General features: G+C 62.5%; 26 protein-coding genes. 7 read left to right on the top strand and 19 right to left on the bottom strand.

Annotation, left to right across the window (positions count from 1 at the left end; translation table 11 throughout):
• Positions 1 to 281: 281 nt before the first annotated feature.
• The 8 genes from EAE28_RS21875 to EAE28_RS21845 all read right to left on the bottom strand — a co-directional run bounded on the left by EAE28_RS21875 (position 282) and on the right by EAE28_RS21845 (position 8,422).
• Positions 282 to 1,688 carry a multicopper oxidase family protein gene (locus tag EAE28_RS21875; RefSeq protein WP_164736739.1) on the bottom strand — a complete coding sequence of 469 codons (1,407 nt, stop codon included), beginning with the start codon at positions 1,686 to 1,688 and terminating at the stop codon, positions 282 to 284.
• Between the two features lie 211 nt (positions 1,689 to 1,899).
• Positions 1,900 to 2,187: a copper-binding protein gene (locus EAE28_RS24275; protein WP_246022543.1), complete on the bottom strand. Its 288-nt coding sequence runs from the start codon at positions 2,185 to 2,187 to the stop codon at positions 1,900 to 1,902.
• 17 nt (positions 2,188 to 2,204) lie between these two features.
• Positions 2,205 to 2,684: a cupredoxin domain-containing protein gene (locus tag EAE28_RS24270; protein ID WP_246022541.1), complete on the bottom strand. Its 480-nt coding sequence runs from the start codon at positions 2,682 to 2,684 to the stop codon at positions 2,205 to 2,207.
• A gap of 19 nt (positions 2,685 to 2,703) precedes the next feature.
• Positions 2,704 to 4,056 (bottom strand): multicopper oxidase family protein, encoded by a 1,353-nt coding sequence (locus EAE28_RS21865; protein ID WP_127110294.1) that lies wholly within the window; start codon positions 4,054 to 4,056, stop codon positions 2,704 to 2,706.
• Between the two features lie 15 nt (positions 4,057 to 4,071).
• On the bottom strand, positions 4,072 to 5,403 hold the full coding sequence (locus EAE28_RS21860; protein ID WP_246022539.1) for a TolC family protein: 1,332 nt from the start codon (positions 5,401 to 5,403) through the stop codon (positions 4,072 to 4,074).
• 128 nt (positions 5,404 to 5,531) lie between these two features.
• Positions 5,532 to 5,762, bottom strand: a complete 231-nt coding sequence (locus EAE28_RS21855; RefSeq protein WP_127110290.1) for a hypothetical protein — start codon at positions 5,760 to 5,762, stop codon at positions 5,532 to 5,534.
• 537 nt (positions 5,763 to 6,299) lie between these two features.
• Positions 6,300 to 7,694, bottom strand: a complete 1,395-nt coding sequence (locus tag EAE28_RS21850) for an ATP-binding protein (protein ID WP_246022537.1) — start codon at positions 7,692 to 7,694, stop codon at positions 6,300 to 6,302.
• A gap of 5 nt (positions 7,695 to 7,699) precedes the next feature.
• Positions 7,700 to 8,422 (bottom strand): response regulator, encoded by a 723-nt coding sequence (locus tag EAE28_RS21845; RefSeq protein WP_127110286.1) that lies wholly within the window; start codon positions 8,420 to 8,422, stop codon positions 7,700 to 7,702.
• A 180-nt stretch (positions 8,423 to 8,602) separates the two neighbouring features.
• Here EAE28_RS21845 and EAE28_RS21840 point away from each other — a divergent pair, with 180 nt between their 5' ends.
• From EAE28_RS21840 to EAE28_RS21810, 7 genes are all read left to right on the top strand, one after another.
• Complete coding sequence (locus tag EAE28_RS21840; protein WP_127110284.1) at positions 8,603 to 9,127, top strand: EF-hand domain-containing protein; 525 nt, start codon at positions 8,603 to 8,605, stop codon at positions 9,125 to 9,127.
• A 196-nt stretch (positions 9,128 to 9,323) separates the two neighbouring features.
• Complete coding sequence (locus EAE28_RS21835; RefSeq protein ID WP_127110282.1) at positions 9,324 to 9,710, top strand: DUF302 domain-containing protein; 387 nt, start codon at positions 9,324 to 9,326, stop codon at positions 9,708 to 9,710.
• Position 9,711: 1 nt separating this feature from the next.
• Positions 9,712 to 10,383 (top strand): TVP38/TMEM64 family protein, encoded by a 672-nt coding sequence (locus EAE28_RS21830; protein ID WP_127110280.1) that lies wholly within the window; start codon positions 9,712 to 9,714, stop codon positions 10,381 to 10,383.
• A gap of 104 nt (positions 10,384 to 10,487) precedes the next feature.
• Positions 10,488 to 11,135, top strand: a complete 648-nt coding sequence (locus tag EAE28_RS21825) for a hypothetical protein (protein WP_246022535.1) — start codon at positions 10,488 to 10,490, stop codon at positions 11,133 to 11,135.
• 22 nt (positions 11,136 to 11,157) lie between these two features.
• Positions 11,158 to 12,465: an APC family permease gene (locus EAE28_RS21820; protein ID WP_127110306.1), complete on the top strand. Its 1,308-nt coding sequence runs from the start codon at positions 11,158 to 11,160 to the stop codon at positions 12,463 to 12,465.
• A 66-nt stretch (positions 12,466 to 12,531) separates the two neighbouring features.
• A complete protein-coding gene (locus tag EAE28_RS21815) occupies positions 12,532 to 14,865 on the top strand; it encodes a heavy metal translocating P-type ATPase (RefSeq protein ID WP_127110276.1) in 2,334 nt (777 codons plus the stop codon).
• Between the two features lie 23 nt (positions 14,866 to 14,888).
• Positions 14,889 to 15,086 carry a heavy-metal-associated domain-containing protein gene (locus tag EAE28_RS21810; protein ID WP_127110274.1) on the top strand — a complete coding sequence of 66 codons (198 nt, stop codon included), beginning with the start codon at positions 14,889 to 14,891 and terminating at the stop codon, positions 15,084 to 15,086.
• 6 nt (positions 15,087 to 15,092) lie between these two features.
• Here EAE28_RS21810 and EAE28_RS21805 read toward each other — a convergent pair whose 3' ends face one another.
• The 11 genes from EAE28_RS21805 to EAE28_RS21750 form a co-directional block, all read right to left on the bottom strand.
• Positions 15,093 to 15,539 carry a c-type cytochrome gene (locus tag EAE28_RS21805; protein ID WP_127110272.1) on the bottom strand — a complete coding sequence of 149 codons (447 nt, stop codon included), beginning with the start codon at positions 15,537 to 15,539 and terminating at the stop codon, positions 15,093 to 15,095.
• Between the two features lie 49 nt (positions 15,540 to 15,588).
• Entirely contained in the window at positions 15,589 to 16,044 is a 456-nt protein-coding gene (locus EAE28_RS21800; protein WP_127110304.1) for a c-type cytochrome, read from the bottom strand.
• Between the two features lie 796 nt (positions 16,045 to 16,840).
• Positions 16,841 to 17,089 (bottom strand): hypothetical protein, encoded by a 249-nt coding sequence (locus EAE28_RS21795; RefSeq protein WP_127110270.1) that lies wholly within the window; start codon positions 17,087 to 17,089, stop codon positions 16,841 to 16,843.
• Positions 17,090 to 17,254: 165 nt separating this feature from the next.
• Positions 17,255 to 17,929: a YcbK family protein gene (locus EAE28_RS21785; RefSeq protein ID WP_127110266.1), complete on the bottom strand. Its 675-nt coding sequence runs from the start codon at positions 17,927 to 17,929 to the stop codon at positions 17,255 to 17,257.
• 76 nt (positions 17,930 to 18,005) lie between these two features.
• On the bottom strand, positions 18,006 to 18,296 hold the full coding sequence (locus tag EAE28_RS21780; RefSeq protein WP_127110264.1) for a DUF6127 family protein: 291 nt from the start codon (positions 18,294 to 18,296) through the stop codon (positions 18,006 to 18,008).
• Positions 18,297 to 18,357: 61 nt separating this feature from the next.
• Entirely contained in the window at positions 18,358 to 19,224 is an 867-nt protein-coding gene (locus tag EAE28_RS21775) for a hypothetical protein (RefSeq protein ID WP_127110261.1), read from the bottom strand.
• Positions 19,225 to 19,228: 4 nt separating this feature from the next.
• A complete protein-coding gene (locus tag EAE28_RS21770; RefSeq protein ID WP_127110259.1) occupies positions 19,229 to 19,513 on the bottom strand; it encodes a hypothetical protein in 285 nt (94 codons plus the stop codon).
• Complete coding sequence (locus EAE28_RS21765; RefSeq protein WP_127110257.1) at positions 19,510 to 20,184, bottom strand: DUF2793 domain-containing protein; 675 nt, start codon at positions 20,182 to 20,184, stop codon at positions 19,510 to 19,512. Before EAE28_RS21765 ends, EAE28_RS21770 begins: the two co-directional genes overlap by 4 nt.
• A 117-nt stretch (positions 20,185 to 20,301) precedes the next feature.
• Positions 20,302 to 23,430, bottom strand: a complete 3,129-nt coding sequence (locus tag EAE28_RS21760; protein WP_127110255.1) for a phage tail protein — start codon at positions 23,428 to 23,430, stop codon at positions 20,302 to 20,304.
• Positions 23,420 to 23,731 carry a hypothetical protein gene (locus EAE28_RS21755; RefSeq protein WP_220443977.1) on the bottom strand — a complete coding sequence of 104 codons (312 nt, stop codon included), beginning with the start codon at positions 23,729 to 23,731 and terminating at the stop codon, positions 23,420 to 23,422. The genes EAE28_RS21760 and EAE28_RS21755 overlap by 11 nt, the downstream gene beginning before the upstream one ends.
• The gene (locus tag EAE28_RS21750) at positions 23,728 to 23,976 is read right to left on the bottom strand and encodes a hypothetical protein (RefSeq protein ID WP_127110253.1); all 249 of its coding nucleotides are present in this window, start codon (positions 23,974 to 23,976) and stop codon (positions 23,728 to 23,730) included. Before EAE28_RS21750 ends, EAE28_RS21755 begins: the two co-directional genes overlap by 4 nt.
• Positions 23,977 to 23,989: the final 13 nt, after the last annotated feature.

The raw sequence follows: 23,989 nt of genomic DNA, 5'->3' as shown, positions 1-23,989 counted from the left end.
GGGGTGGAGCAGCCCGGTAGCTCGTCAGGCTCATAACCTGAAGGTCGTAGGTTCAAATCCTACCCCCGCAACCAAAATTTCGCAATAAATCAAAGACTTAAAACCAGAGCGTTTCGCTTGTGTATAGGCTAATGCGTTTTGCATCAACGCCACATCAACACTGACGCATAAAAACCGCACCAGCGCGCATAAGCGGGCAGCGATATGCAGCCACGTACAAAAAAGCGTGACCCGAAGTTGCCCAGACCCAGTGACCGCGATGCCCGCTTATTGCTTTGCATCTAGGTTACAGTGAATTGCCCCATCATACCGGCGTCTTCATGTTCCAGGATATGGCAGTGAAACATGAATGGCGTCTCGGCGCTGGCCGGTTGGTCAAAGCGGGCGAGGATCTCCGCCTCGCCTGGAACCAACAAAGTATCTTTCCAGCCGGTGTTCTCAGGGAGCGGGGGGCCGCCGTTCTCGGTGACCACTCGGAAGCGGACACCATGGACATGGAACGGGTGCGCGACCATGGAACTGCGGATGTGCCAGCGTTCAACCGATCCGAGGGCGACCTCAAAATCGATCCGGCGCATGTCGTAGGGGCTCCCGTTGATGGCAAATCCGCCGCCCATCATCATGCCGCCCATGCCCATGTCGAGCGAGACTTGTCGTGTTGTGACTTCGGCTCCGATAAGGTCTTCTAGAATTCCGTCCAGGCGTTCGGGCAGGCGTGTGATGCGCGAGGGCAGGGTGCCATCTGTGGCGAATTGCAGGACGCCATACGCTTGCCCCGGATCGCTCATCAACACGGGCGCCGGGCCAGCCGAGAAATCGACCAGGATCTCTGCCCGCTCGCCGGGCGCAAGCCGCAGGGTCTCAATTGCTATTGGCGCGGGCAAGAAGCCAGCATCCGTTGCCACCAAATGCATTGGGCGTGTATCATCGAAGAACAGCGTGTAGATGCGCGCGTTTGACCCGTTCAGCAGTCGAAGCCGGACGATCCCCTCCGGCACGACTGCTGTTGCCCCCGACTGACCATTGATCTGCATCCGGTTGCCAAGAAAGCCGTGCATCACGTCCATCATCGACGGTTCATAGACCATGCGCCCAGCGCGGTCGAAGCGGCGATCTTGTAGAACCAGCGTCAGATCATCCACACCGTAGCCTGACGGCAGGCCGCGCGCATCGTCTTGCCCGTCAGTCACGTGGATCACCCCGGCCAGCCCGAAATACACCTGCTCGGCTGTCCGCTCATGGATATGCGAGTGATACCAGAGTGTTGCTGGGTCTTGTGCGATGTTCAGAGGGGGCCGCCACGTCGCGCCTGGGTCAATGGGCTGGTGCGGGCCGCCGTCATGTGAGCCGGGCGCGAGCAAGCCGTGCCAATGAGTGCTGACGGGTTCTGCGAGGGCATTGGTCACTTCGGTGGCCAGTTCGCCATTTTGCATCACAATGGTTGGTCCAAGATAGGACTGATTGAAGCCTGCGGTGACCACCGCAGGACCGTCGCCAAAACTGGTCCGGCCGGGCTGTGCTTGCAACGCCAGCCGACCCGTCGCGCGCGTGTCGAGTATCGGTGGCATTGCGAGCCGCTGCGCTGGCGTGCCGGTTTGCGCAAAGGCATTGCGAGCGGATGCCAGAGGCAGGATCCCAGCCCCGGCCAGGATTGAAGCAGATGAAGTCAGGAATTGGCGTCGGTTCATTTTGATCTTTCCTAGAGCATTCTTGCGCGCTTTGCCTCGGTTCTGGCAAGCGAGAGCAAGCACTTAGGCCGCCGAGACTAGTATGCGGCATATGAGTCCGTTTTGTTTGTTCATAATCAAAGGGAAGCTATGTTTTTGGGCCAAAACGATGCAGGCACCTTGGCACCGCCAGTTGCGCATTCACAACTGGCGGTGGTCGTTGTTCTGTAAATTACTCGTTGCGCAATTGCACAACAGTCAGACGACCGTTGACGCGGCCGGGGACAAACTGGATGGCTTGGCCAACAGTCAGGCCGTCAATCATCGTCGGTTCAGCAAGGCGGAACACCATGGTCATGGCCTCCATATCAAGGTCCACCAGGGGATCATGAGCGATGGTTAGGCGCCCGCGGTCGGTGTCGATGGCCTCGATTACGCCATTTACAAAGGTCTCGGCAAAGCTGGGCATTGCGAATGCTGCAAAAGCGACGGCGAGGGTCAGGGTTTTGGTCCGTTTCATGTGTCTTTCTCCAAGGTTCAGTTGACGGTCAGTGGGCCGTGCATGCCTGCGTCCATGTGGCCAGGGATCAGGCAGGCGTATTGAAACGTGCCTGCTTGGCTGAAGGTCCAGATCAGCTCGCCGGATTCGCCGGGCGCGAGGGTTAGGGCGTTCGGATCGGCGTGGCGCATTTCGGGCTGGTTCATCATCAGATCGGCGTGGTCCAAGATTTCCTCGGCGGTGTCGAACACGATTTCATGGTCCAAATAGCCGGTATTGGTGACGACAAAGCGCACGGTTTCGCCGCGTGCAAAGGTTAGCTCACTGGGGTCATAGGCCATGCCACCGGCCTCAGGCTCGACCATCGAAATCTCGACGGTGCGCGTGACATCGGCGGCCTGACCGGGACGGCCGATTTCCATGTCATTGTCATGGGAATCTGAGTGCGTACCCGAGGCGAACGCCGTGCTTGCCGAGAGCAGCAGGGCGCAGATGGCTGTGGTGATTTTCTGTGTCATGGGTTTTCCTTTGTTGACGTCAGAGATTGGTCGCGCGTGTCGGGCGCGGGGTGAGGGTGGTTCTTGCGTCGGTGTTGCGGGTGACGTCTGGCATATCGCCAGTCCATTCGGCGGCCTCGGTGCCGGGTGGGTTTTCATACCAACCGGGATCTGCGTAATCGTCGGGCGCAATGTCCGGGCGCACTTTGACCACCGAGAACATGCCGCCCATCTCAATCGGGCCATGCGGTCCCCACCCGGTCATCATCGGCGTTGTGTTGGCGGGCAGGGGCATCTCCATCTCGCCCATCTCGGCCATGCCATCAGAGCCCATCGGCATGAAGCTGCGTTGATGGCGGCGAATGAGGCTGGTGGCGCGCGATTGATCCGCTCCGATCAGCGTTGGAATGTCGTGCCCCATCGCGTTCATCGTGTGGTGCGACTTGTGGCAATGGATCGCCCAGTCGCCGGGGTGGATGGCGTCGAACTCATACGCACGCATCGCACCGACCGGGATGTCGATCGACACCTCGGGCCAGCGCGCTCCGGGCGGAACCCAACCGCCATCGGTGCCGGTGACCTCAAAGTCATAGCCATGCATGTGGATCGGGTGGTTGGTCATCGTCAGGTTGCCGACGCGGACGCGCACCCTGTCGCCCTGGCGCACCACCAGCGGGTCGATGTCGGGGAACATGCGACTGTTCCAGCACCACAGATTGAAGTCTGTCATCGTCATGATGCGCGGCACACTGGCACCGGGGTTGAGGTCGAACGCATTGAGCAGGAACGCAAAATCGCGGTCCACCGGCATGAAGGCCGGATCGCGCGGATGCACGATGAACAGCCCCATCATGCCCATCGCCATTTGCACCATCTCGTCGGCGTGTGGGTGATACATGAAGGTGCCGGACTTGGTCAGGTCGAACTCGTAGACAAAGGTTTTGCCGGGCGGGATACCGGGGTGTGATAACCCGCCAACCCCGTCCATACCCGACGGCAGGATCAACCCGTGCCAATGCACCGAGGTGTGCTCAGGCAGCCGGTTGGTGACAAAAATGCGCACCCGGTCGCCCTCGACGGCCTCAATCGTGGGGCCAGTCGAAGAGCCGTTATATCCCCACAGCCGGGCAACGGTGTCCTCTGAGAGTTCGCGCTCGACGGGTTCGGCGATCAAGTGGAACTCTTTGACATTGTCCTTCATGCGAAATGGCAGGGACCAGCCGTTCAGCGTGACCACGGGGTTATAATCACGGCCCTGGTTGGGGCTCGGTGGCACTTGCGTATGGCTGCTGACGGCCACCGGGGCCTCGGGGATCTGTTGGTTGGAAGTTTGCGCCCAGGCCCCTGTCGCGATAAGCGAGGCACCGGCACCCAGAATTTGACGTCTATACATGGGGTTCTCTTTCTATCAATGACCAGGGCTGGCACCGGCGATGGCGGCAGATGCGCCACCTCCGCCGCCGCCCGCAGCATCGCCGCCGCCGTAAATCGCACCCATCATGGCCGCTTCGGCGCGCCAGAAATCGGCGCGCGCACCGGATTCCATCAAGCCTGCGTTCAGCGCCTCACGCGTGTCGGCGAGTAGCTCAAAGGTTGTAGTGATCATGCCGTTGTAACTGAGCAGAGCCTCGGCCTCGATCGTGCGGCGCAGCGGCAGCAAGGTATCGCGGTAGTGGGTCGCGATACGGTGTGCGCCGACGTATTCGGCATGGGCTGCGCGTGCTTCTGAGCGCACCGTGACCGCCCGTTCCGCCAGTTGATGCGCGGCACGCAGATAGGCGGTCTCGGCACGCCGCATCCTTGCTTCGCCGCTGTCAAAGATCGGAATGGCGAACTCGATTTCAAGCTGCGGGGTGGTGGAAGTCTCAATCACACCTCCGGCATTTTCGCGTTCGGTTTCGAACCCGGCGATGATCTCCAGATCGCTGACGATCCGGGTGGCTTGGGTCAGATTGTGTTCGCGTGCGACAGCTTCCAGTTCAAGCCGCGCAATCGCCAGATCGACCCGGCCCGCCAAAGCTTCGGCTTCAACACCGCGCTGCGCGCTGGGTGCGCGTGGCAAGGCGGGCAAGGCGTTGGGCACAAAGTAATCGACCTCGGTGCCCCAAAGTCCCAGGGCACGTGTCAGCCGTTCCTTGGCCAGTTGTGCGTCCAACCGCGCCCGGGCGCGCTGCCCCGCCAACTCTGCGTGCAAGGCTTGTTCGCGGGCCTGATCCGACCGGTTCAAGAACCCAGTTTCGCCCAGCCGCGCTGCCAACTCTGACGCAGCATCGGCGGTGGATTCTGCATCGCGCAACAGCCCGGCGGTCTCAAACGCGGCGACGGCGTCAATCCAGGCCGTGCGCGCTTCAAGACCGACAGCCAAGGTCGCTTCAGCGGCGCGCAATTGCGCTTGGCGAAACCGAACGTCTGCAACCCGGTCGCGACGCCCGGAAGTGGCCAGCGACAAGATGTTGTTGGCGATAATCCCTTCAATTGCGCGCCACGCCCCGACGCCCTCAGCCCCGATGCCTAGAACGCCGAGCGAGACCACCGGGTTTGGCTGCAATGTGGACTGCCAGATCTCGGCCGAGGTCATGCCCAGTTCGGCGTAAGACGCTTGCAGGCCCCGATTGTTCAGAAGCGCAACTTGCACCGCTTGGTCTGCCGTAATGGTGCGTTCATGCACCATTCCATGAACGCGTTCGGCAGTCTGGCGGATCTGATCGGCATCCTGCAGCCAAACGGTGTCTTGGCGCATGACTGTCTCGGTGACACTTCTTACCTCTTCAAAGCCGGGTTCACGGGCGGACAACGCCGCGGTCAGGTCTGGATTGGCGCAGGCAGACAAAGTCAGTGCCGCGCTCAAACTCATCACAATCGGGCGCATCATCGGCTCTGCGCCCCGCCCGGTGCCTGAAGGTCGTTCAGCCGTTGCCAATCGCCGGGTCTGACAACCGGACGCGGCGTGAAGTTGGTCAAAAGCGCGGGCATCGTGGCCGCACTACGCGAGATAGCGGGATCGGCGGCTGTGGTCAGCGCAGCGCCATCAGGCAGTGCGGCTGGTGCTGCACAGGCAGCCAGCGCCAGCGGCAATGCCGCCAGTAGGTGAATTTTCATGGAATGTCCTGAATCGTATCAAACCGATACGGACCAGCATCAGCTAGTCCGCGCGACGAGACAGATCAGGCTTTGGGTGGTCGACGCAGTGACCCGTCATCATGCGATGGCAGGTGCAGATCTTGAAGGTCAGCGCGAGGAGCGCGTGACAATGAAAGCGCGTTTGCGTGGTCAGCAAAAACCGGCAACAGAACGACTGCTGCACACATGGCCTGACAGCAAGAACTCCCGCTGTCATGGTGATCAGACATTGGCTGCGACGAGGTGCCGGTCTCGGCACAGTGTTGTTGCACCAGCGTAACGTCGTCACCGGACATGTGATCTGACTGCGCGACCGACGGCATGCCGTGCGACATCGTGACAGCGTTTGCGCCTGAGCCAATCAAGGCAAAGGCAATCAAAACAATCGCAAAAAGATGTATCACACGCATATTCATTGTCTGAACCTAACGGACGAAATTTTTCCCTGCAATGCAGAATCGGCGCGCCCGTGACGGGTCTGACGCGTTCGTGAGCCACCGTGTTGACGTCGATAGATCATGCCGACCCTGACATATCGTCACGAGGTAGCCGGACCTTGGCGACCAGCCCGCCATCGACTCCATTGCTCAATGTGACGGTCCCGTCATGCGCTTGGATAATGGCGCGGGTGATCGCAAGGCCCAGCCCCGATCCCCCGGTTTCGCGGTTTCGCGAGGTTTCTGCGCGCGTGAATGGTTCGAACACGGTTTCCAACTGATCCTCGGGCAGACCCGGACCCGCATCCGCGATGTCGATGACAAGGGCATCGGGTTCGGCCCGCAGCGTGACGCGTGCCTGTGACCCATAGGACACCGCGTTGTCGATCAGATTGCGAAGCGCGCGGGTGATACTGTTGGCACGAACCGTTGCAAGGATCGGGCCTTGAGCCGACAGAACCGCCTTGCCAGGGCCGACGTCACTGACCAGATCCGCAAGGAGCTTTGCAAGGTCGATCGCGACAAGGGGCTCAGCCTGCGCGACCCCGCGCGCATAGTCGAGCGTTCCTTCGACCATCGTTTGCATGTCGTCGACCAGTGCTCCCAAACGCAGGCTGTCCTCGGTTTCATCCAAGAGCGCAATGCGCAAGCGCATGGCCGTGAGCGGCGAGCGCAAGTCATGGCTCAGGGCTGCCAGCATTTGCGCGCGCTCACTCGAATGCCGGGTCACGCGGTCCTGCATCCGGTTGAACGCCCTCATCGTCGCACGAATTTCGCTTGGGCCAGCCTCATCCAGTGGATTTGTTGTCAGACCACGCCCCAGCCGATCAGCACTCTCTGCTAAGGCGCGGATCGGGCGGACGACGCGGCCCACCGTCCACGTCGTGATCAGACCCAGCGACAAGATCATGAGAAAGACCGGCAACAAAGCCTGGGGTGAAAGCTGCGGACCGGGGCGCTGAAACATCGTTCGGACATTCAGCCACTCCCCGCCCGGCAGTGCGATTGACAGCGTCATTTCCACCGCCTCGGGCTGACTTGCCATCATCGCCTCGTGCATCGCACGCATGTCAGGGGGAACGTCGATCAGGGACTGCGGTGCTGGAAAAGTCAGGGCATGGATATCGACGTGGATCGTTCGGTCATCCCGCCCAAGAATTTGGGTGATCTGATCCCGAACGCCGCGCGAGTCGTCGCTATCATGCGTGGCTTCGGGCTCAGGAGCGATTGAAAATCGGACGAGCGGCGAGTTGGCGGCCCGCAAGATCGAAGACCGCAGGTCGGCTGGAGCCTCGTCGAGCAGCAATACAACATTCGCCGCGCGCCCGGCCGCTTCGAGCCCCAAAGCGGCGCGTACGGCGCGGTTGCGTTCGTCGGCTAGCAAGATCAAACTGAGCGTCTGCGTCACGACCAAAGCAAGAAGCAGCAGGGCCAGTAACTGCCCGCCAAGGGATCGTGGCATGAAGCGGCCCATTCTGGTCATGTCAGTTCCCTCACATCGGAAGAAAAGCTATAGCCGCCGCCCCAAATCGTGGTGATCAGGACCGGGTTTGCCGGATCGGCCTCGATCTTGCGGCGCAGTCGGCTGATCTGGTTGTCGATCGTGCGATCAAAAACCTGCGCAGAGCGGCCGGAGGTCAGATCCAGCAATTGATCGCGGCTGAGGACAAATCGCGGGCGTTCCAGAAGAACTGACAAAAGGCGAAACTCGGCGGTGGTAAGCGCAACTTCGTGGCCATCGTCGTCAGCAAGCGTTTTCTGGTCAACATTCAGGACCCATCGGTCGAAGGCAAGCTTGCGGCCAACAAGCGTCCCACCAAGTGTTTGAGTGCGCTCCGAGCGACGCAGTATCGCTTTGATCCGGGCCAGAAGTTCGCGCGGATTGAAGGGTTTGCACAGGTAATCATCGGCGCCAACCTCAAGCCCGACGATCCGATCGGTGTCTTCGCCGAGGGCCGTAAGCATCAGAATCGGCATCTCGCCCTTGGCGCGAAGGCGACGGCAAACCGACAACCCGTCTTCACCCGGCATCATGACGTCCAGCACGACAAGGTCATAGCGCCCGGTTTTGAGCATTACATCCATGGCAACCGCATCCTTGGCGACCGAAGCCCGCATTCCGTTCTTGTCCAGATAGCGCGCCAGCGCATCGCGGATTTCGCGGTTGTCATCAACGATCAGGATATGCGGGGTGTTTGTCATGGACGGCTCCTTGCGCTGTTCATAGCCGACAACCGCGGCGAGCCGAAAGAATTCGTGTCGCAAGATGTCGCGAGGGCGGGTCTTGCGACAGATTGATACAAAAAGCCCTCCGACTGACAAACCTGTGCGACACCTGCCCCCCAGATTGGTCTCATCGAAATAAAGTCTAGGAGAGACAGAATGAAACGTTCAACCAAACTTGCCTTTGCAGCCGTTGCCACACTTGGCCTTGCCGCCGCCGCTGTGCCGGTGATTGCCCAGCAATCCCAGATGCCGCATGGCGGAATGATGGGGGGCGGAATGGGTATGATGGGCGGTCAATACGGCATGATGGGCGGCATGATGGGCGCCGGCATGACCTCGACGATGGCGGCGCATGATACCGACGGTGACGGCACCCTCAGCGACGAAGAACGCGCCGCGGGGATCGCAGGCGAGATCACCAGCTATGACGCAAATGCTGACGGCACCTTGTCGCTGGACGAATTCGCCACGATGCATGCCGCGCATATCCGCCCGATGATGGTGCGCGTCTTTCAGATGCATGACGCCGATGGCGACGCTCAAGTGACCGATGCCGAAATGATGGCGCTGGCTGATATGATGCAAGGCCATGGGCAGGGTTCCGCTGGCGGGTATGATCATGGCCACGCGGCACAAGGCGACATGCCCCGGTCACGGCATGGTCAGATGGACGACAACTGAGTAACCCACTGTTCCTGATGAACACCCACGGGCGTTTGTCAGGAACCACACACAAGGAGACGGGGTTATGGATGGGTATGGTATGGGGTTCGGAATGGGCTTTGGCTGGTTGTGGATGATCTTGCTCTTGGTCGTTGTCGGCCTGTCGATCGCGGCTTTGATCAAGTATCTGCGCAAATAAGACGAGGATGAGAAAATGACATATACGATTAACAGATTGATTGCGAACGCGGATTTTGACGCAGTCGATGCTCGCACCCGTGCGGCATTGGCAAAGGACGGCTTCGGCGTCCTGACCGAAATCGACGTCAAGGCGACGATGAAAATGAAGCTGGACGTCGAGATGCCGGCCTATCGCATCCTTGGCGCTTGCAACCCGAAGATGGCGCATCAGGCCATCGGTCTGGAACCGCGCGTCGGTGCGATGCTGCCCTGCAACGTCATCCTGCGCGAAGTCGAGGGCGGAGTAGAGGTCAGCGCTATCGACCCGGTGGCATCGATGCAGGCGATTGAGAATCCCGAATTGACGGCCGTCGCGGGTCAAGTCCGCGACCTACTGGCCAAGGCTGTCGCGGCGGTCTGAGGTGACCCTGCGCGCCATCATCCTCGTGGCGCTGGCGATCCTCGGGATCGTCCTTCTCGGCGTCTGGCAGTTCGCCCCTTCGGTGTTCGCCGAGGCGCGTGGATTGATGGACGGAGAGCGTCTGAGGACGCTGGTCGCCCGAGCAGGCCTTTGGGGGCCGGTTCTAATCGTTACGCTCATGACCCTTGCAGTCGTGGCGAGCCCGATCCCCAGCGCTCCGATCGCGCTGGCCGCCGGGGCTGCCTATGGACATATCTGGGGAACGGCGCTTGTGGTGATCGGCGCCGAGCTTGGCGCCTTGATCGCCTTCGCGCTGGCGCGCATTCTGGGGCATGACGTCTTGCGGCGGGTATTCGGAGACCGCGTGGACGTCGGCCTGCTCGGGTCGCAGACCGCGTTGACGACAACGGTCTTTGCCAGCCGTCTGATGCCCTTCGTGTCCTTCGACATGATCAGTTATGCGGCGGGGCTCAGCCGCCTGCATGCCTGGCGTTTCGCGTTCGCGACACTGGCCGGGATCGTTCCGGCAAGCTTCTTGTTAGCCCATTTCGGCGGCGAAGCGGTCAGCGGAGACCTCGGGCAAGCGACATGGGCGGTCCTCGGCCTCGGCCTGGTCACCGGATTGCCGCTGCTCTGGATCGCGACCCGGCGGCAGGAGAAAGAGGAACCCTGATGGCGAAAACCATGACACCACGAGCACGCCTGAGGGACAGGCTATGGACCGTCAATCGCCGGATAATCCTGTTAACGCTCGGCCGGTCTGCCAGCAGGGTTCTCTTGACCCGTGAGATTTCGGAAAACGGCCAAGCGTCTCGCCGCTGGTTGCCGTCCGATGTTGATCGGTTCCTGTCAAAAGTCGCGGCTGTGGCCGAGGATTTACGCCCGGTCGCAAATCTCGATGCTTTGCCAAAGGCTGGCAATAGGCTGATGGTCGAAATGGCGATTTTCACTAGCGCCGCCTATCGCGTATTGCTCGATGAGGGTGTCCCGGCAGACAGCGCTCGCGCTCTTGTAGCAGATGTGGGTTGGGACTACTACGCCCGGCTCCTGCGCCTGACGTCCCTTCCGTTTCGGCTGACCTCGCGCGATCCTGGGCGGCGCCTGCGACGAACGATCCGGCTTTTGCTTCGGTTTCCGTTCAGCGCACCCGGAGCACCCGGCTACGCGGTCAATGTGCGCACTGAAGGTCCTGACATCCTGACCGACTTCACGCATTGCCCGCCGCAGACCTTCGTCCGCACCCTCATCGCCACCCAAGGGGATCGTGGTGATCTCGAGGCATTTCGGCAAAGCTGGTGCAAGTATGATTGGCCGGGTGCCGATCTGATCGCCGATGATGGACAGCGTGGCCATTATGTTCGGCGCCAGACGCTGTCGGCAGGCGATCCCCGGTGCGACATGTGCTGGGCCGCTCGCGGACATTAAGAGGTATAGGAGAAACATGGCGATGGTGGACGGTTACAAGAAAAACAGCATCACCCTCTTGGGCGCAGTCGCCATGGGGACAGGCGTAATGATCGGTGCGGGCATCTTCGCTCTGACCGGGCAGATCGCCGAGCTTGCCGGACCGCTCTTCCCGCTCTCATTTGCTATGGGCGCCATGGTGACCGCCTTCAGCGCATACACCTACATCAAGATGTCGAACGAATACCCGTCCGCGGGCGGCATTGGGATGATCCTGAAGAAGGCCTATGGACCGACGACAGTCGCGGCGGGTGCCTCGCTCCTGATGGCGCTGTCGATGGTCATCAACGAAAGCCTCGTCGCGCGCACCTTCGGAACCTACACCCTCCGAGCATTCGGCGGCGATCCGGACAGCGTTCTTGTGCCGGTCCTCGGCGCCGGGCTGATCGTTTTCGCCTATCTCGTGAATGTCTCGGGCAACCGGTCGGTCGGGCTGTTGTCCGTCGTCATGGCCATTCTCAAGGTGGGCGGCATCGCGCTGTTTGGGGTTTCTGCGCTTTGGGCCAGTGGTCTGTCGTTCGAGGCAACCGGCGGCGACGCGGGTGCCACCGGCTTCGTGGCATCGGTGGCACTTTCGATCCTGGCTTTCAAGGGCTTTACCACAATCACGAACAGCGGCGCGGAGGTCACTGACCCGCACCGCAACGTCGGCCGGGCCATCATCTTGTCCATCGCGATCTGCGTGGTCGTCTATCTGCTGGTCGCCTTCGCCGTTGGCTCCAGCTTGCCGCTCGACCGCATCGTGGCGGCCAAGGATTACGCGCTGGCCGAAGCCGCTGAGCCCTCCCTTGGGCAGACAGGCTTCTACCTGACGGTGGCGCTGGCACTTGTGGCCACCGCGTCGGGCCTGATCGCCAGCGTTTTCGCGGTGTCTCGGATGCTGGCGATGTTGACCGACATGAAGATGATCCCGCATAGCCATTTCGGTATGCCGGGCACGATCAAGGACCATACGCTCGTCTACACCGTTGTGATCGCAGGTTTCCTGACGATCTTCTTTGACCTCAGCCGGATCGCCTCGCTCGGCGCCTTCTTCTATCTGGTCATGGACATGATCATCCATTGGGGCGTGTTCCGGCATCTGCGCGAGGAGATCGGCGCGAAAGGATGGGTGCTGCTGACGGCTATCACCCTCGACGCTGTGGTGCTGGCCGCCTTCGCCGCGATGAAAGGACAATCCGACCCGATGATCGTCGTGATTGGCCTCGTCGGCATGGCGCTGGTGTTTGTATTCGTGCGGATCTTTCTCGCGCGGAACCCGGCAACGGAAGGCGCTCACGACAACCCTTGAGAAAGGACTTGAGCTTCCAGTGACTGGAAGCACTAGGCTGAAAAACAACTGAAAGGCTGGTACTTCATGGACCACGATCATCATCAAGTAGCAACCGAACTCCCGGCAGGATCCGAGACGGCAAAGGACCCTGTGTGCGGGATGACGGTCGCTGTCAAACCCGACGGACGGCACGCAGAGTTCGGGGACGAGACCTTCCAATTCTGCTCAGACAAATGCCAAACAAAATTCAAGGGTGATCCCTGGTTCTACGCCTCGGGGCGGGCCGCTAGGCACAAGACGGCCGCTCCGGCCAACGTTCAGTACACCTGCCCAATGCACCCCGAGATCGTCCGCGATGCGCCGGGGGCCTGCCCACTCTGCGGCATGGCGCTGGAGCCGATGGTGCCCTCCGATGAACCCAGCCATGAGTTGACCGACTTCACCCGGCGGATGTGGATCTCTGCGGCGGCGGCTGTGCCGCTGATCATTCTGACAATGGGCGAACTGGTGGGTCTGCCAGTCCGCGACTGGATCGGACACCAAACAGCCAGCTATCTCGAATTCGTGCTGGCGACGCCCATCGTTCTGTGGGCAGCATTGCCGTTCTTCATGCGCGGCTGGGACTCGCTGGTAAACCGCTCGCCCAACATGTGGACGCTGATCAGTCTCGGCGTGGGGGCGGCGTATCTCTATTCGATCTTCGCGACGTTCCTGCCGGGCGTGTTTCCTGAGCAGTATCGCATGGGTCAAGGCGTCGGCACCTATTTCGAGGCGGCGGTGGTGATCATCGCACTGGTGTTTGTCGGCCAAGTGCTGGAATTGCGCGCCCGCGAGCGTACCGGCGACGCGATCCGCGCGCTTTTGGATCTGGCACCCAAGACAGCGCGGCGCATTCTGCCCGATGGCACGGAATATGATGCGCCCTTGGAAAACATCATGGAGGGCGACCGCCTGCGGGTGCGTCCCGGCGACGCGGTGCCGGTGGACGGCACGGTGATCGAGGGGCGGTCATCGCTGGACGAGAGCATGCTGACCGGCGAGTCGATGCCAGTGGAAAAGGGCCCCGGCGATACTGTGACAGGCGCCACGATCAACAAAAACGGCTCTTTGGTGATCGAGGCGGGCAAGGTTGGCGCGGATACCGTGCTGGCGCAAATCGTGACGATGGTATCGAACGCACGGCGATCACGGGCCCCAATCCAGGGACTAGCGGACCGGGTCTCAGCCATATTTGTGCCGACGGTCGTTGGTATCGCGGTCTTTGCTTTCGTCGTGTGGATGATCTTCGGGCCCGAACCCGCACTGGTTTTTGCCATCGCTTCAGCCGTCTCGGTGCTGATCATCGCCTGTCCGTGCGCGCTGGGCCTCGCCACGCCGATCTCGATCACCACGGCGGCGGGGCGCGGCGCGCAGGCGGGCGTGCTGATCAAGGATGCCGAGGCGCTGGAACGTATGGCGGGCGTTGATACGCTGATCGTCGACAAGACTGGCACGCTGACCATGGGCAAGCCGAAGCTGACCGACACTGTGACACTGGGGGATGTGGCCGAGGCGGACCTGCTGTCATTGGCAGCGGCCCTTGAACGCGGGTCAGAGCATCCTCTGGCTGAAGCAATCGTGGAAGGCGCAGAAGCGGCAGGCACCGCCCGCCAAGAGGCCAAGGATTTCGAGGCCATCACCGGCAAGGGTGTGCGCGGTCAGGTCGGCGGGCGCACGGTCGCGCTCGGCAACACGGCGATGATGAAGGAGTTGGGTCTGGAGACGACGCAGGCAGAGGTAAAAGCCGACAGCCTGCGCGCCGAGGGCAAGACGGCGATGTTCATCGCGGTTGATGGGGCGCTGGCGGGCATCGTGGCCGTGGCCGACCCTATCAAGGACAGCACCGCGCAGGCGATCAAGGAGCTGCACGCGCAGGGGCTGCGTGTTATTATGGCGACGGGCGACAATGAACGCACGGCGCAAGCGGTTGCGAGTAAACTCGGCATCGACGAAGTGCGCGCGGGTGTTCTGCCCGAGGCCAAGAAGGACCTGATCGACCAGTTGCGCCGCGACGGCCACAAGATCGCCATGGCAGGCGATGGGGTGAACGACGCCCCCGCGCTAGCCGCCGCCGATGTCGGCATCGCCATGGGCACCGGGGCCGACGTGGCCATGGAAAGTGCAGGCATCACGCTGTTGGGCGGTGATCTGATGGGTATCGTGCGGGCGCGCAAACTGGCGCGGGCGACCCTGCGCAACATCAAACAGAACCTGTTCTTCGCCTTCGCCTACAACGCGCTTGGCGTGCCCATCGCGGCGGGGCTGCTGTACCCGGTGACCGGGTTGCTGTTGTCGCCGATGATCGCGGCGGCGGCGATGAGCCTGTCTTCGGTTTCGGTGATTTCCAACGCCTTGCGGTTGCGGCGCGTTGACCTTTAGACACCTTCAATAGGAGATTGAGAATGGCGACCTACCATATTCCCGACATGAGCTGCGGTCATTGCAAGGCGACGATCGAGACGACCATCCAAGCCCTCGACCCAGCGGCACGGATCGACTTTGACATGGCGGCGCGGCGCATTTCGGTCGAAAGCACCCTTGACGCTGTTCAAATCCAGGCAGCGCTGGGACAGGCCGGATACCCCGCGGCCTTGCCGTGATCTGCTCTATTGTCCACCGTCGGACGCAGTCCGCTCAGCCTGGTAGCGGCGCTCACGCTCGGGCCAGCGCGATTTGATATAGTCCAGAATATCGGCGATCTCTTCCGCATTCAGTTGGTTGCCGTAACCGGGCATGCCGCTGTCATAGGTTACGCCCATCTGCGCCAGCGCCTCCGCGCCGCCCAAGGTGATGTAGGCGATCAGGTCGGCGTCGGAATGATGCCACGTATGGCCCGTGGCATCATGGGGCGGCGCGGGCAACTGCCCATCCGCCCCGGGGCTCTGCCAATTCGGCTGACCTTCGAGGTTTCCCCCATGGCATGCGGCGCAATTGGCATCGTACAAAGCCCGGCCGCGCGACCATGTGGCCCCGTCGCGGGCGGAGATATGCAAGGCGGCCCCGATGATCCCCACAAGGGCCGCGCCAGCGAGAACAAGGATGCTGGTCTTCATTTCTGTAGACCGGAGTCGCACCAACGGGTCCGGCTGGGTTTATGCCACATCAGTTGATCCCGTTTGCGCGTTGCAATTCTCGCACATAAGAAACAATGGCGCCGAGTTCGCCATCTGTCAGAGGTTGTTCGATTGGCGGCATGTTGCCGAACGGCCAATGATGCGCCCGGACGCCATTGCGCGCCGCCAGAACAAAGGCCATGTCCCCGTGGTGCGACGGCTCGTAGATGCGGTGCACAAGCGGTGGCGCGACACCGTCCTGTCCCGCAGCATTCGCGCCATGACAGGCCGCGCAGACGGCATTGAAATAGGTCTCGCCGGTTTGCGCCTGTGCCGAAAGCGTGGCGGGAACAATGACCTCCACAAGTGGTGATCCCGGTTCCTGAGCTGCGGCTGCCTCCACAGAGACGGGGGCCGGATTGTCGATGGAGGGCGTTTGTGTCCAATACCAGCCGGCCCCAGCAACAGCTATGACCACCAGCGCGCCAATAAGTCTCTTGTTCATGATTTCATGTCTCTTTTTTCGGCGAAACCTGCGGCCGCGATACTCGATCATCTTCAAGTCATCGGAACCGGTTGCGGTGTTAACGCCAGCACTTGATTTGGCCGCCGGAAATAGGTTTCGTTCCGGCAGCAGTTTGACAATCAGGCAAAGCGAACTCGCATATCATCAGAACCAGAAAAAGCGGCCGTTTGCGTCAGCATTACGTTTACTGCATGACCCGTCTTGAAAGCACGAAGGCAGCCAAGGAGATAGGCAACAGGTCGACACAACGCCACAGCGAAAAGACTGCAGTCCTGCTCAGATATCGAGCTCTTCAGAGGGTTCTTGGAGGTCGGTCAGCAGGATCTATCGGTCGACCGGACAATGCGAGAAGTGTCGGCATCCAAAGGGGGGCTTGGCTGAACTCAATCGCCGCTATTCCAACAGACAGCGCCCAAAATGCGGTTGGTCCCTGACAGCCGATAGCGCAAGCGCCACTCATCGACTGATCCCCATCTCCGCACGGATGGGAGCGATTTCCATCCATCACCGTCCCGAGCTCGTCGTGGAAACATGCCTCAGAAGCTTCGGTTGCACCACTCGCCATGGACCCATGCGGAAAAGCGCCAAGAAAAACCGCGGCGATCATGAGGACTATGAAAAGCATATTGCGCGGCATCGGTGTCGGCATTCGTTGCAAGCAAGGGTTCTAGGCCCTTTCTATGCTTGATAAGTGCTGGCTGCAACTCGCGTTCCTGCTCAGCAGGCGAGAACGTCAGAATTGGAGTTTCATGTGCAACCGTATCTCGATCGATAGTTAACACAATCTCGCCTGATCCCTCAAAACAACGTAATCGGCCACCATCTCGACGATGGCTGATCCATTTGGCAACAGCGTCAATTCCTCTGCTGCCCGCGCCCGAAACTCTCGGCTGTATTCCACGATCGGCGGACAGGCCGCAAAGCCCATCGCTTCAGAATCCGCCGTCGCGCAACCGGTCAACCAGCTCATTGCGATCACGAGGACGGCGAACGGCCGCCTGCAACATCCGGCGTTGGACTTCATTGGTGGGCTCCAGCATGTTGATCCGCTCGGCTGCACGGCCTGCGCGCTCACCCATTCGGCGGAGGTTGAGAAGGAAGAGTGTGATCGTGAGCGCGGCGAGAGCGATTATCGCCACCCGCCGCGCCCATGGCCGGGCGAGGACCCCGGCCAGCAGGCTGCTAAACATCATCGCCGCCCTCGCGTCCAATCATCGATCCTCGCCCAGACCGCGACGGCAATCCCGCCCAGCGCCACGGCGATGAACACCCAGCGCAATGTGTCGAGATACGGCACCAGCGGTAACACCGCGTCCTGCGCTTCAGCCAGAACGTCCTGCGCAAGCTCGACCCCAGCCGCGCCGACGGTCGCCACGCCAGCAGCCCCGGTGCCGCGCAGCGTCCGGCTCTGGGCCAGCACTTCGCGCGCGGGTGGTGTTTCCTCGACGAACGCCGTTGCCTGGACCGGGAAGCGGCCACCCCAAGACCGCGCTGGGCCCAGATCGATGTGCATGAAGCCCGAGCGGGGATAGTACCCAAAGCCAAGGAACCCCATCGCGCGTGCCGCTTGCTCAAACGCCACGGGGTCGTGGTTCGACATGGCGATGTCGAAGGCGGTGCCCTGCATGTGCCTGGACGCCGGCGCGCCGCCGACGGCGCGGTTATGCTCCGGGCTACGATAGGCCGACAGCACGATCAGCGGCTTGGCGAGCCGATTGCGCAGACGCTGCAGCGCGTCCATCGCTTCCGTGTTGATCTTGAGGGCGCCAGTGCCGCGGCAGGCAATTTCCGCCGGAGAGAAGCTGGGCCAATGCCAGACGGTTTCGCGCACGTCGCGCCAATGGGCATAGGTCAGGGTCGTCATGATGTCCTCCAATTAGACAAAACCCGCCTCTGGGGCGGGTTGGGGTGGGGATTGGGAAAGGGGGCTATGCGTAGCGCTAGGGGCTTGAACCAAAGATCTTGAGCTTGAGGGCGATCCCGGCGAGCAGGCCGAGCATCACGCCGGTGGTGATCATCCGCACGGCCGTCTGCATCGCGGTGCGGCGCACGAGCCGGATGCAATCGAGCAGGGAGCGCAGATCGCGGATGTCGAGGGCGGCTTCTTCGCCGTCGAGGCCGACATTGGCCAGCGCGCGCTGGGCACCGGCCTCGGCGGCGCGCGCCAGCAGGTCCTCGAACTCGGAATCGGGCATACGAACATGGTGCTCGCCAGAGCGGCTTGGTGTCATGGTGGCAAAATCCTGAGAGGTGTTTCGTCGCTTCTGGCCAAACGGGCAATCTGAACTGCGTTCAGGCTAAGGCGACCTTGTCCACAACTGCGGCGTTGTAGGGCCCCGCGAGCGGATCGAGGGCGAAGACCGTGTAGTCAAACCCGATCAGGGCCGGCAGCGAGAACTCTCCGCTACCATCGCTTTGGCCATGAAACAGGTATTTCTGCTCCCCCCGGGCGACAGCGACCACGGGTCGCGAGACCGGCGCGTCGTCTGCGCGCACGATGCCCGACAGGGCGCCATAAAGGGGCGGCGCGCTATCGCCCTCGGTCCCCGTCGAGAAATGCGACAAGTAAGCGGGGAAGCCGGTGCCTGTGCGACCGATTACCGAGAAGCCTGCGTCGTTGGTGCTGGTATAGGTCGTGGTGACATCCCAGAGGGTAGGCTCGGGCTCGCCAATGGGCCAGGCCCTGGCGAAGACGCTGACGGTCCCGGTGCCTTCGACTCTCAGCCGCACGGTGATGGGCCAGCGATTGCGGCCTAGCGCCGCCAGATCGATCGTCTCAAGGGCACCCTCTGCCCCGGTTGTACTCCTGCGGGCGACGACGATCGTGGAGGAATGCGGCGCGACGAAGATGGTGCCATTCGGGGTTTGCGTAAACGTCTCGGGGGAACGGCAGAAGCACCGGCTCGTCTGGTTGTTGAAGGGATGCGCGAAGACGGCGAGGATCTCGTTGGTTTCGCTGGGGGTGTCATCGGCGGTGATGCGGAAACTCGAACCGCCACCGCCGCCGCCTGCACGGCCAAACACCGAATGCAAACCGCAGGGACCAAAGAAGCTCTTGAACCCGCCGCTGGTCAGCAGGGCGAGATCGGCTTCAGTATTGCTGAAGGCGTTGTCAGGTGTGGCCCAGCGCGCCGGGGCCAGCCATTTGAATTGGGCCATGGTGTCAAAACTCCAGAATGAGGGCGTCGCCCGCCGGTGGGGCGAAGGGGGTGTCGGGGAGGATGAGGGTGATGTTGCCCGCGTCGGGTGGTGCGTAGGGCCCCGGAGAAGGCAGCGAGGTCTCGCCGAATTCCAGGGTGATTGCGTCGCTGTCTGGCGGGGTGAAAGGATCCCCGCTGAAGGCGAGGACGATGCTATCTGCCGAGGGGGGCTCATAGTTGTCCGTGGGTGGAGGTCCTGCAGCACCGCGCTGGGCGAGAATTGCCGCGCGCATCAGGAGCAGGCTCATGCCACGCTCCCTGCGAGCGCACCCTGAACAACCCAGGCATCTGCCCCACGCTTGGTGAGAGCGACGCCGGACCAAGGCCCGTCGAGGTCAACCGATCCGGCAATGACGCCATTCAGGGACACGCCCGCCGCAGCCGAGATCGTCGCGACGCCAGAGCCAGTTTGCGTGACGTTGATCAGCGTGCCGATCTCGAAGAGCACGCTGGCCTCCGCGGGGATCGTCACGGTTACGGGAGAAGCCCCAGTTGTCTCGATGATCGTACCAGTGTCGATCAGCTCCAGCACATGCGTCGTGCCCGCAAGGGTTCGGATCGGCACGATGCCGGGGCGCGGCACCGCGGCCCAGGCGCCACCGGCAAAACGAAGCCGGCGCGCCTCATCGGCGATCCAGACTTCCCAGCCCTCCTGTGGGATGAGAAACACCCAATCCTCCGCACCCGGTTCGCCGTCCCAGACTGCGATGGCGTGGGTGTTGGCTGGCGACCCTGCCGGCACGACGGTTATGTCGCCTACATTCCCTGCTAGCGGCAACGGCGTGCTCCGCGAGAGCACAGTTGCCTGCACCAGCACCGAGAGACGGCGCAGGTCTTCGCTGAGGCTGGTGCCCCAATCGCGTTGGCCAGGATCGTAAAAGGCGCGCAGCCCCAATCCCGGCATGATCCGTTCCGGCATGCGTATCCTCGTGCTTGGTCGTCATTGTGGTCTGGGCGGTGGTTCTGGCGTCGGCCGCGCTGGCCGCGCCGACCGAAGTGGCCGCGTCGGCCCTGGCGTTCACGGTGATTGCCGCGATCAGCTGCCCCAGAGAAATCCCCAGCCGCGATCCCAGCCGGCGGCAAAAGGTGCGGTCAGGCGAAACCATCGCGCCTCGCGATCGGTGAGCCAAGCGCCCCCATTGAGCCGGCGCGCCCTGACCGCGACCGCGATCTCAGCCGTGCGCTCCGGTGCGGAGCCCTCGGGAATATCTTCGGAGGAAAGGGTCCAGCTGGTGCTGGCCCCTGCGTCAATGACGACGCCCGCGGGCAGGATGGGCGCATTCGTGTCCGGGTCGATCCAGCGAACCTCGATGACATAGGAGACGCCCGGCTCCGGCCCGATCGAGGCCGCGGTGTGATCGATGATCACCGGGCTCGTTTGCGTGAGCCGGTCCCGATGCGCCCAGGTCAGCGCCAGATCGCCAGCGATCAGAGCGCCCGCGTCCGGCACATTGCTGCCATTGCCCTGCACCCGACCGGGCGGCAGCGGCCGGATGGCACGGCGGTTCAGTGTCACTGTATCTTCCGGCGCCAGTGCGTAAGCCAGCGTGCCACGCCCGGTCTCGGGCAAAAGCCGCATCGCCAAGGTCTCGCCCGCGGCCCAGGAAGTTTCTGTGATCCGCGCGGATTCGTCGAAGAACACGATCGGCGTGCCGGCCGCATGCGCGCGCGGCACGGTATCAAGGCACCCCCGGCCGACGGTTATGGTGGCTTGCGTAATTCCGTCGATGCGCACGAGCTCGCCGTCGATGCTGGCCAGCGTACCAATCCCAACCCCAGTCACGTCGCGCCAGCCCGTGACGGCGAGAGTCCTGTCCTCCGGATTGTCCGACAGATCAGCATCCAATATCGCGGTTGGTGCAAAGGCGACCACGCCCTCCAGCTCAGGACCGGTGCCAGGATCGATCCAGAGCTGAGCAGCCAGCGCGTCGGCACTCGGTCGCTCGCCGGCAGCGACCAGCGCTCCGGCATCGGGATCCTCGGCCAGAAGACGGTCGGCGTCGGAATGCCCGAGCTCACGCACCAACAACCAGTAAGGGGCTTCCTCGACCATGCGATGTGCGAGCGCCCGCGGCGGGGTGGTGATGCCCGGGCGGTGTGGCAGGGTTCCTCCGGCAACGGCGGTGGCGCCCAGCGCGAAGACATCCTCTGCAATCTTGAGCCGGATGCCATTGTCGCGCCCATCCCCCTGGCCGATCTCCGTGAGGCGCATGACCACGTCATCGAGCCCGAGACGCTCCGAGCGCAGCCGGATTACATCACCGGGGCCGAGGTTTGACCCTTCGCGGTTCACGACGATCTCGCCACTCAGGAGCGGGGCGGACAAGGCGCGCAGGTCCCGTTCCGCCACCCGCAGCGCCAGGCTCTGATGGCGGATGCCTGGATAGTCGAGCGTCGTAGCAACCACCTCGCCCATCGCCTGTACCCGGGCCGTATCGGTCACGCTGACCGCTCCGGTCTCATCGGTGCTGGCATCGGTGAAGCGCACCGTCACGCTGTTGAGCAAATCGGTGGGAGCCCGGCGCCCCAACCGGCCCCAATCAACGACGTTGGTCTCATCAAAGAGGGGCAGCGTTGCGGCGGTGTAGTCGGCCCGGATCAGCTTGAGTTCCCAAAGCCCGGTGCGCCGGTCAATGAACAGCGTGGCATCGATATGATCGAGGACGCTGGCGATGAATTCCTCGAGTGAGCTGTCCTGCTGCCAGATCAGCGAGAGCCCGAAGCTCTCGGCATAGAGGGTATCGGCGGCAGTGGTAAAACTCTCGCCGATCTCCACCGCCGGATAGCCCAGCCCCCAATCGCGGTTGGTCAGGCACTCGCGGATGATATGGGCAGGGTTCATGTCCGGCCCGGAGCCAAAGGCCCCGCGCAGGGAGGCAACCAGCGCCTGGGCGTCACCGGGCGGGATTATCGGCACGCCATCGACGAGGGTGTTATCGATGCGCGCGGTCCAGCTCGTGTCCGAAAGTGCGATGTTGAAGCCAAAGATATCGGTCGGGGGCAGGGTGGCGATCATCGCCTCCGCAGCATCGACCGAGGAGGCGGGTTCTGGAAACCCGTCGGTGACGAAGATCGCGATCCGCCGCTTGGAACCGCTGCCGGCGAAGAAACCCGCGGCTTCGGCAAAGGCAGTATCAAACCTTGTGCCGCCAAAACTGGCGATCGGCAGCGCCAGCAGCCAGGTGTTGAGCGTCGAATAATCGTCGGCCGTCACATCGCGGTGCTCGATCCCTCCGGCCACGGCCTCGTTCCAGAGCACGATGCGGATGTCGTTGGGCCGGTCGGGATCGACGCTGGCCCCGATCTCGCGGATCAACGCGGCGACGCCGGCCTTTTGCGCGGCCATGCGCGTGCCTGACATCGAGCCCGAGGTGTCGAGCGCGATGTAGATCGCAGCATCCGAGATGCTGGCCTCCGGAACGATGGCGGCCTTCTCGGGGTACCATTGCTGGGCACCCGCTTCACCCGCCAGAACGCGGGTCACGCGGATCGCCCAGGGCTTCAGGTAGGGGTTGATGCCGAGATAGACCTGCCGCAGGACGAGACTGCAGAGCCCGCGATAGGCGGGGACATCCGCGCCCTGTTGTGCGGTGAGATAGTCGTTCGGTCCCTGGTTGGGGGCGCCCATCAGCACATCGATGTCTCCGACGATGCCGCCCTCGCGGGTTTCGCCGCCAAAGAGCTCGGGCGCGTCGATGCGGATGCGCCCGCCACCTGCGCCCGCGTTGCTGGCGGGGTTTGCCGCGAGCCGGGTTTCGACCGATTGCGCGGGGAAGGCTAGGGTGGCGGGCAGCACGGACCAGGACGTCGTCTCTGTCGTCGCATCGAATGCCACGCTGTGCAGGGTGATCGTCTCGCTGGTGCCATTTGCAAGTTGCAAACGATACGACTGTCCAACGCGCACGCCTGCCAGCGTGCCGGGAAAGATGATCGTCGCATCGCCATCGCCGAAGGGCGCAGAGGTGGCCGACATGGCGGCGACGAAGCCAAGGCGTTTCTCCACCGCGGCACCGCCACCGCTTGCCTCGCTGCCGGTCGTCACCGACCAGGCGGTTCGGCGATCGACCAGAATCTCGCGGATGGCATCGACCGGGCCGTGGCAGAGGGCGAGATGCGCGCCCAGGGAATACCGATAGCCGACGGTCTGGGACTTGCTACTGCCCATCGCCGGCCTCCAGGGTTGCGGAAACCGAGGCCAATGACGGTGCTGGTTTGCGTGTCTCTGCCAGTCCCAAGGCCAGCGCTTTCGTCTCGCGCGTCATGGCCACCGCGATCACCGGATCGACCAGTGCATCGCCTGTGGCGCAGAGCCTCTCGGCCTCGATGCCGGTCTCCAGAAATTCCTGCCAATCAAGCCCGTGGCGGCGAAACCATGGCCGCACACCGGCGAGGCAGTAGCGTGCGGCGCGCAGGTCCTGGATCGTCACGCGGAGGGTGGGCGCGCTGGTCTGATCTGAGCTCCTCACTTCTTGCCGCCTTTCTTCTTGATAGGGTCGACCAGCAGATCACCGGCCCAGACAACATTGGGGCCGGTGATCAGCACGGTGCCGAACACGACCGGGATCGGTCGGCCTTCTTCGGCAGTGGGCAGCGAGAAGTCGTCGAGCCCCGCCGCTTGCGGCTGCTCAGTCTTGGGGCGGGGGTTCAGTGCATAGGAAATAGCGGAAAGCACGAGCCCGAGAACGAGCCGCGCGATGAAGGTCCAGACCATGAGAGTGTGCCGT

This window comes from Pararhodobacter zhoushanensis (assembly GCF_003990445.1).
In the GTDB taxonomy this organism is placed as follows: Bacteria; Pseudomonadota; Alphaproteobacteria; order Rhodobacterales; family Rhodobacteraceae; genus Pararhodobacter; species Pararhodobacter zhoushanensis.
This window is presented reverse-complemented; position numbering and strand designations above follow the sequence as displayed.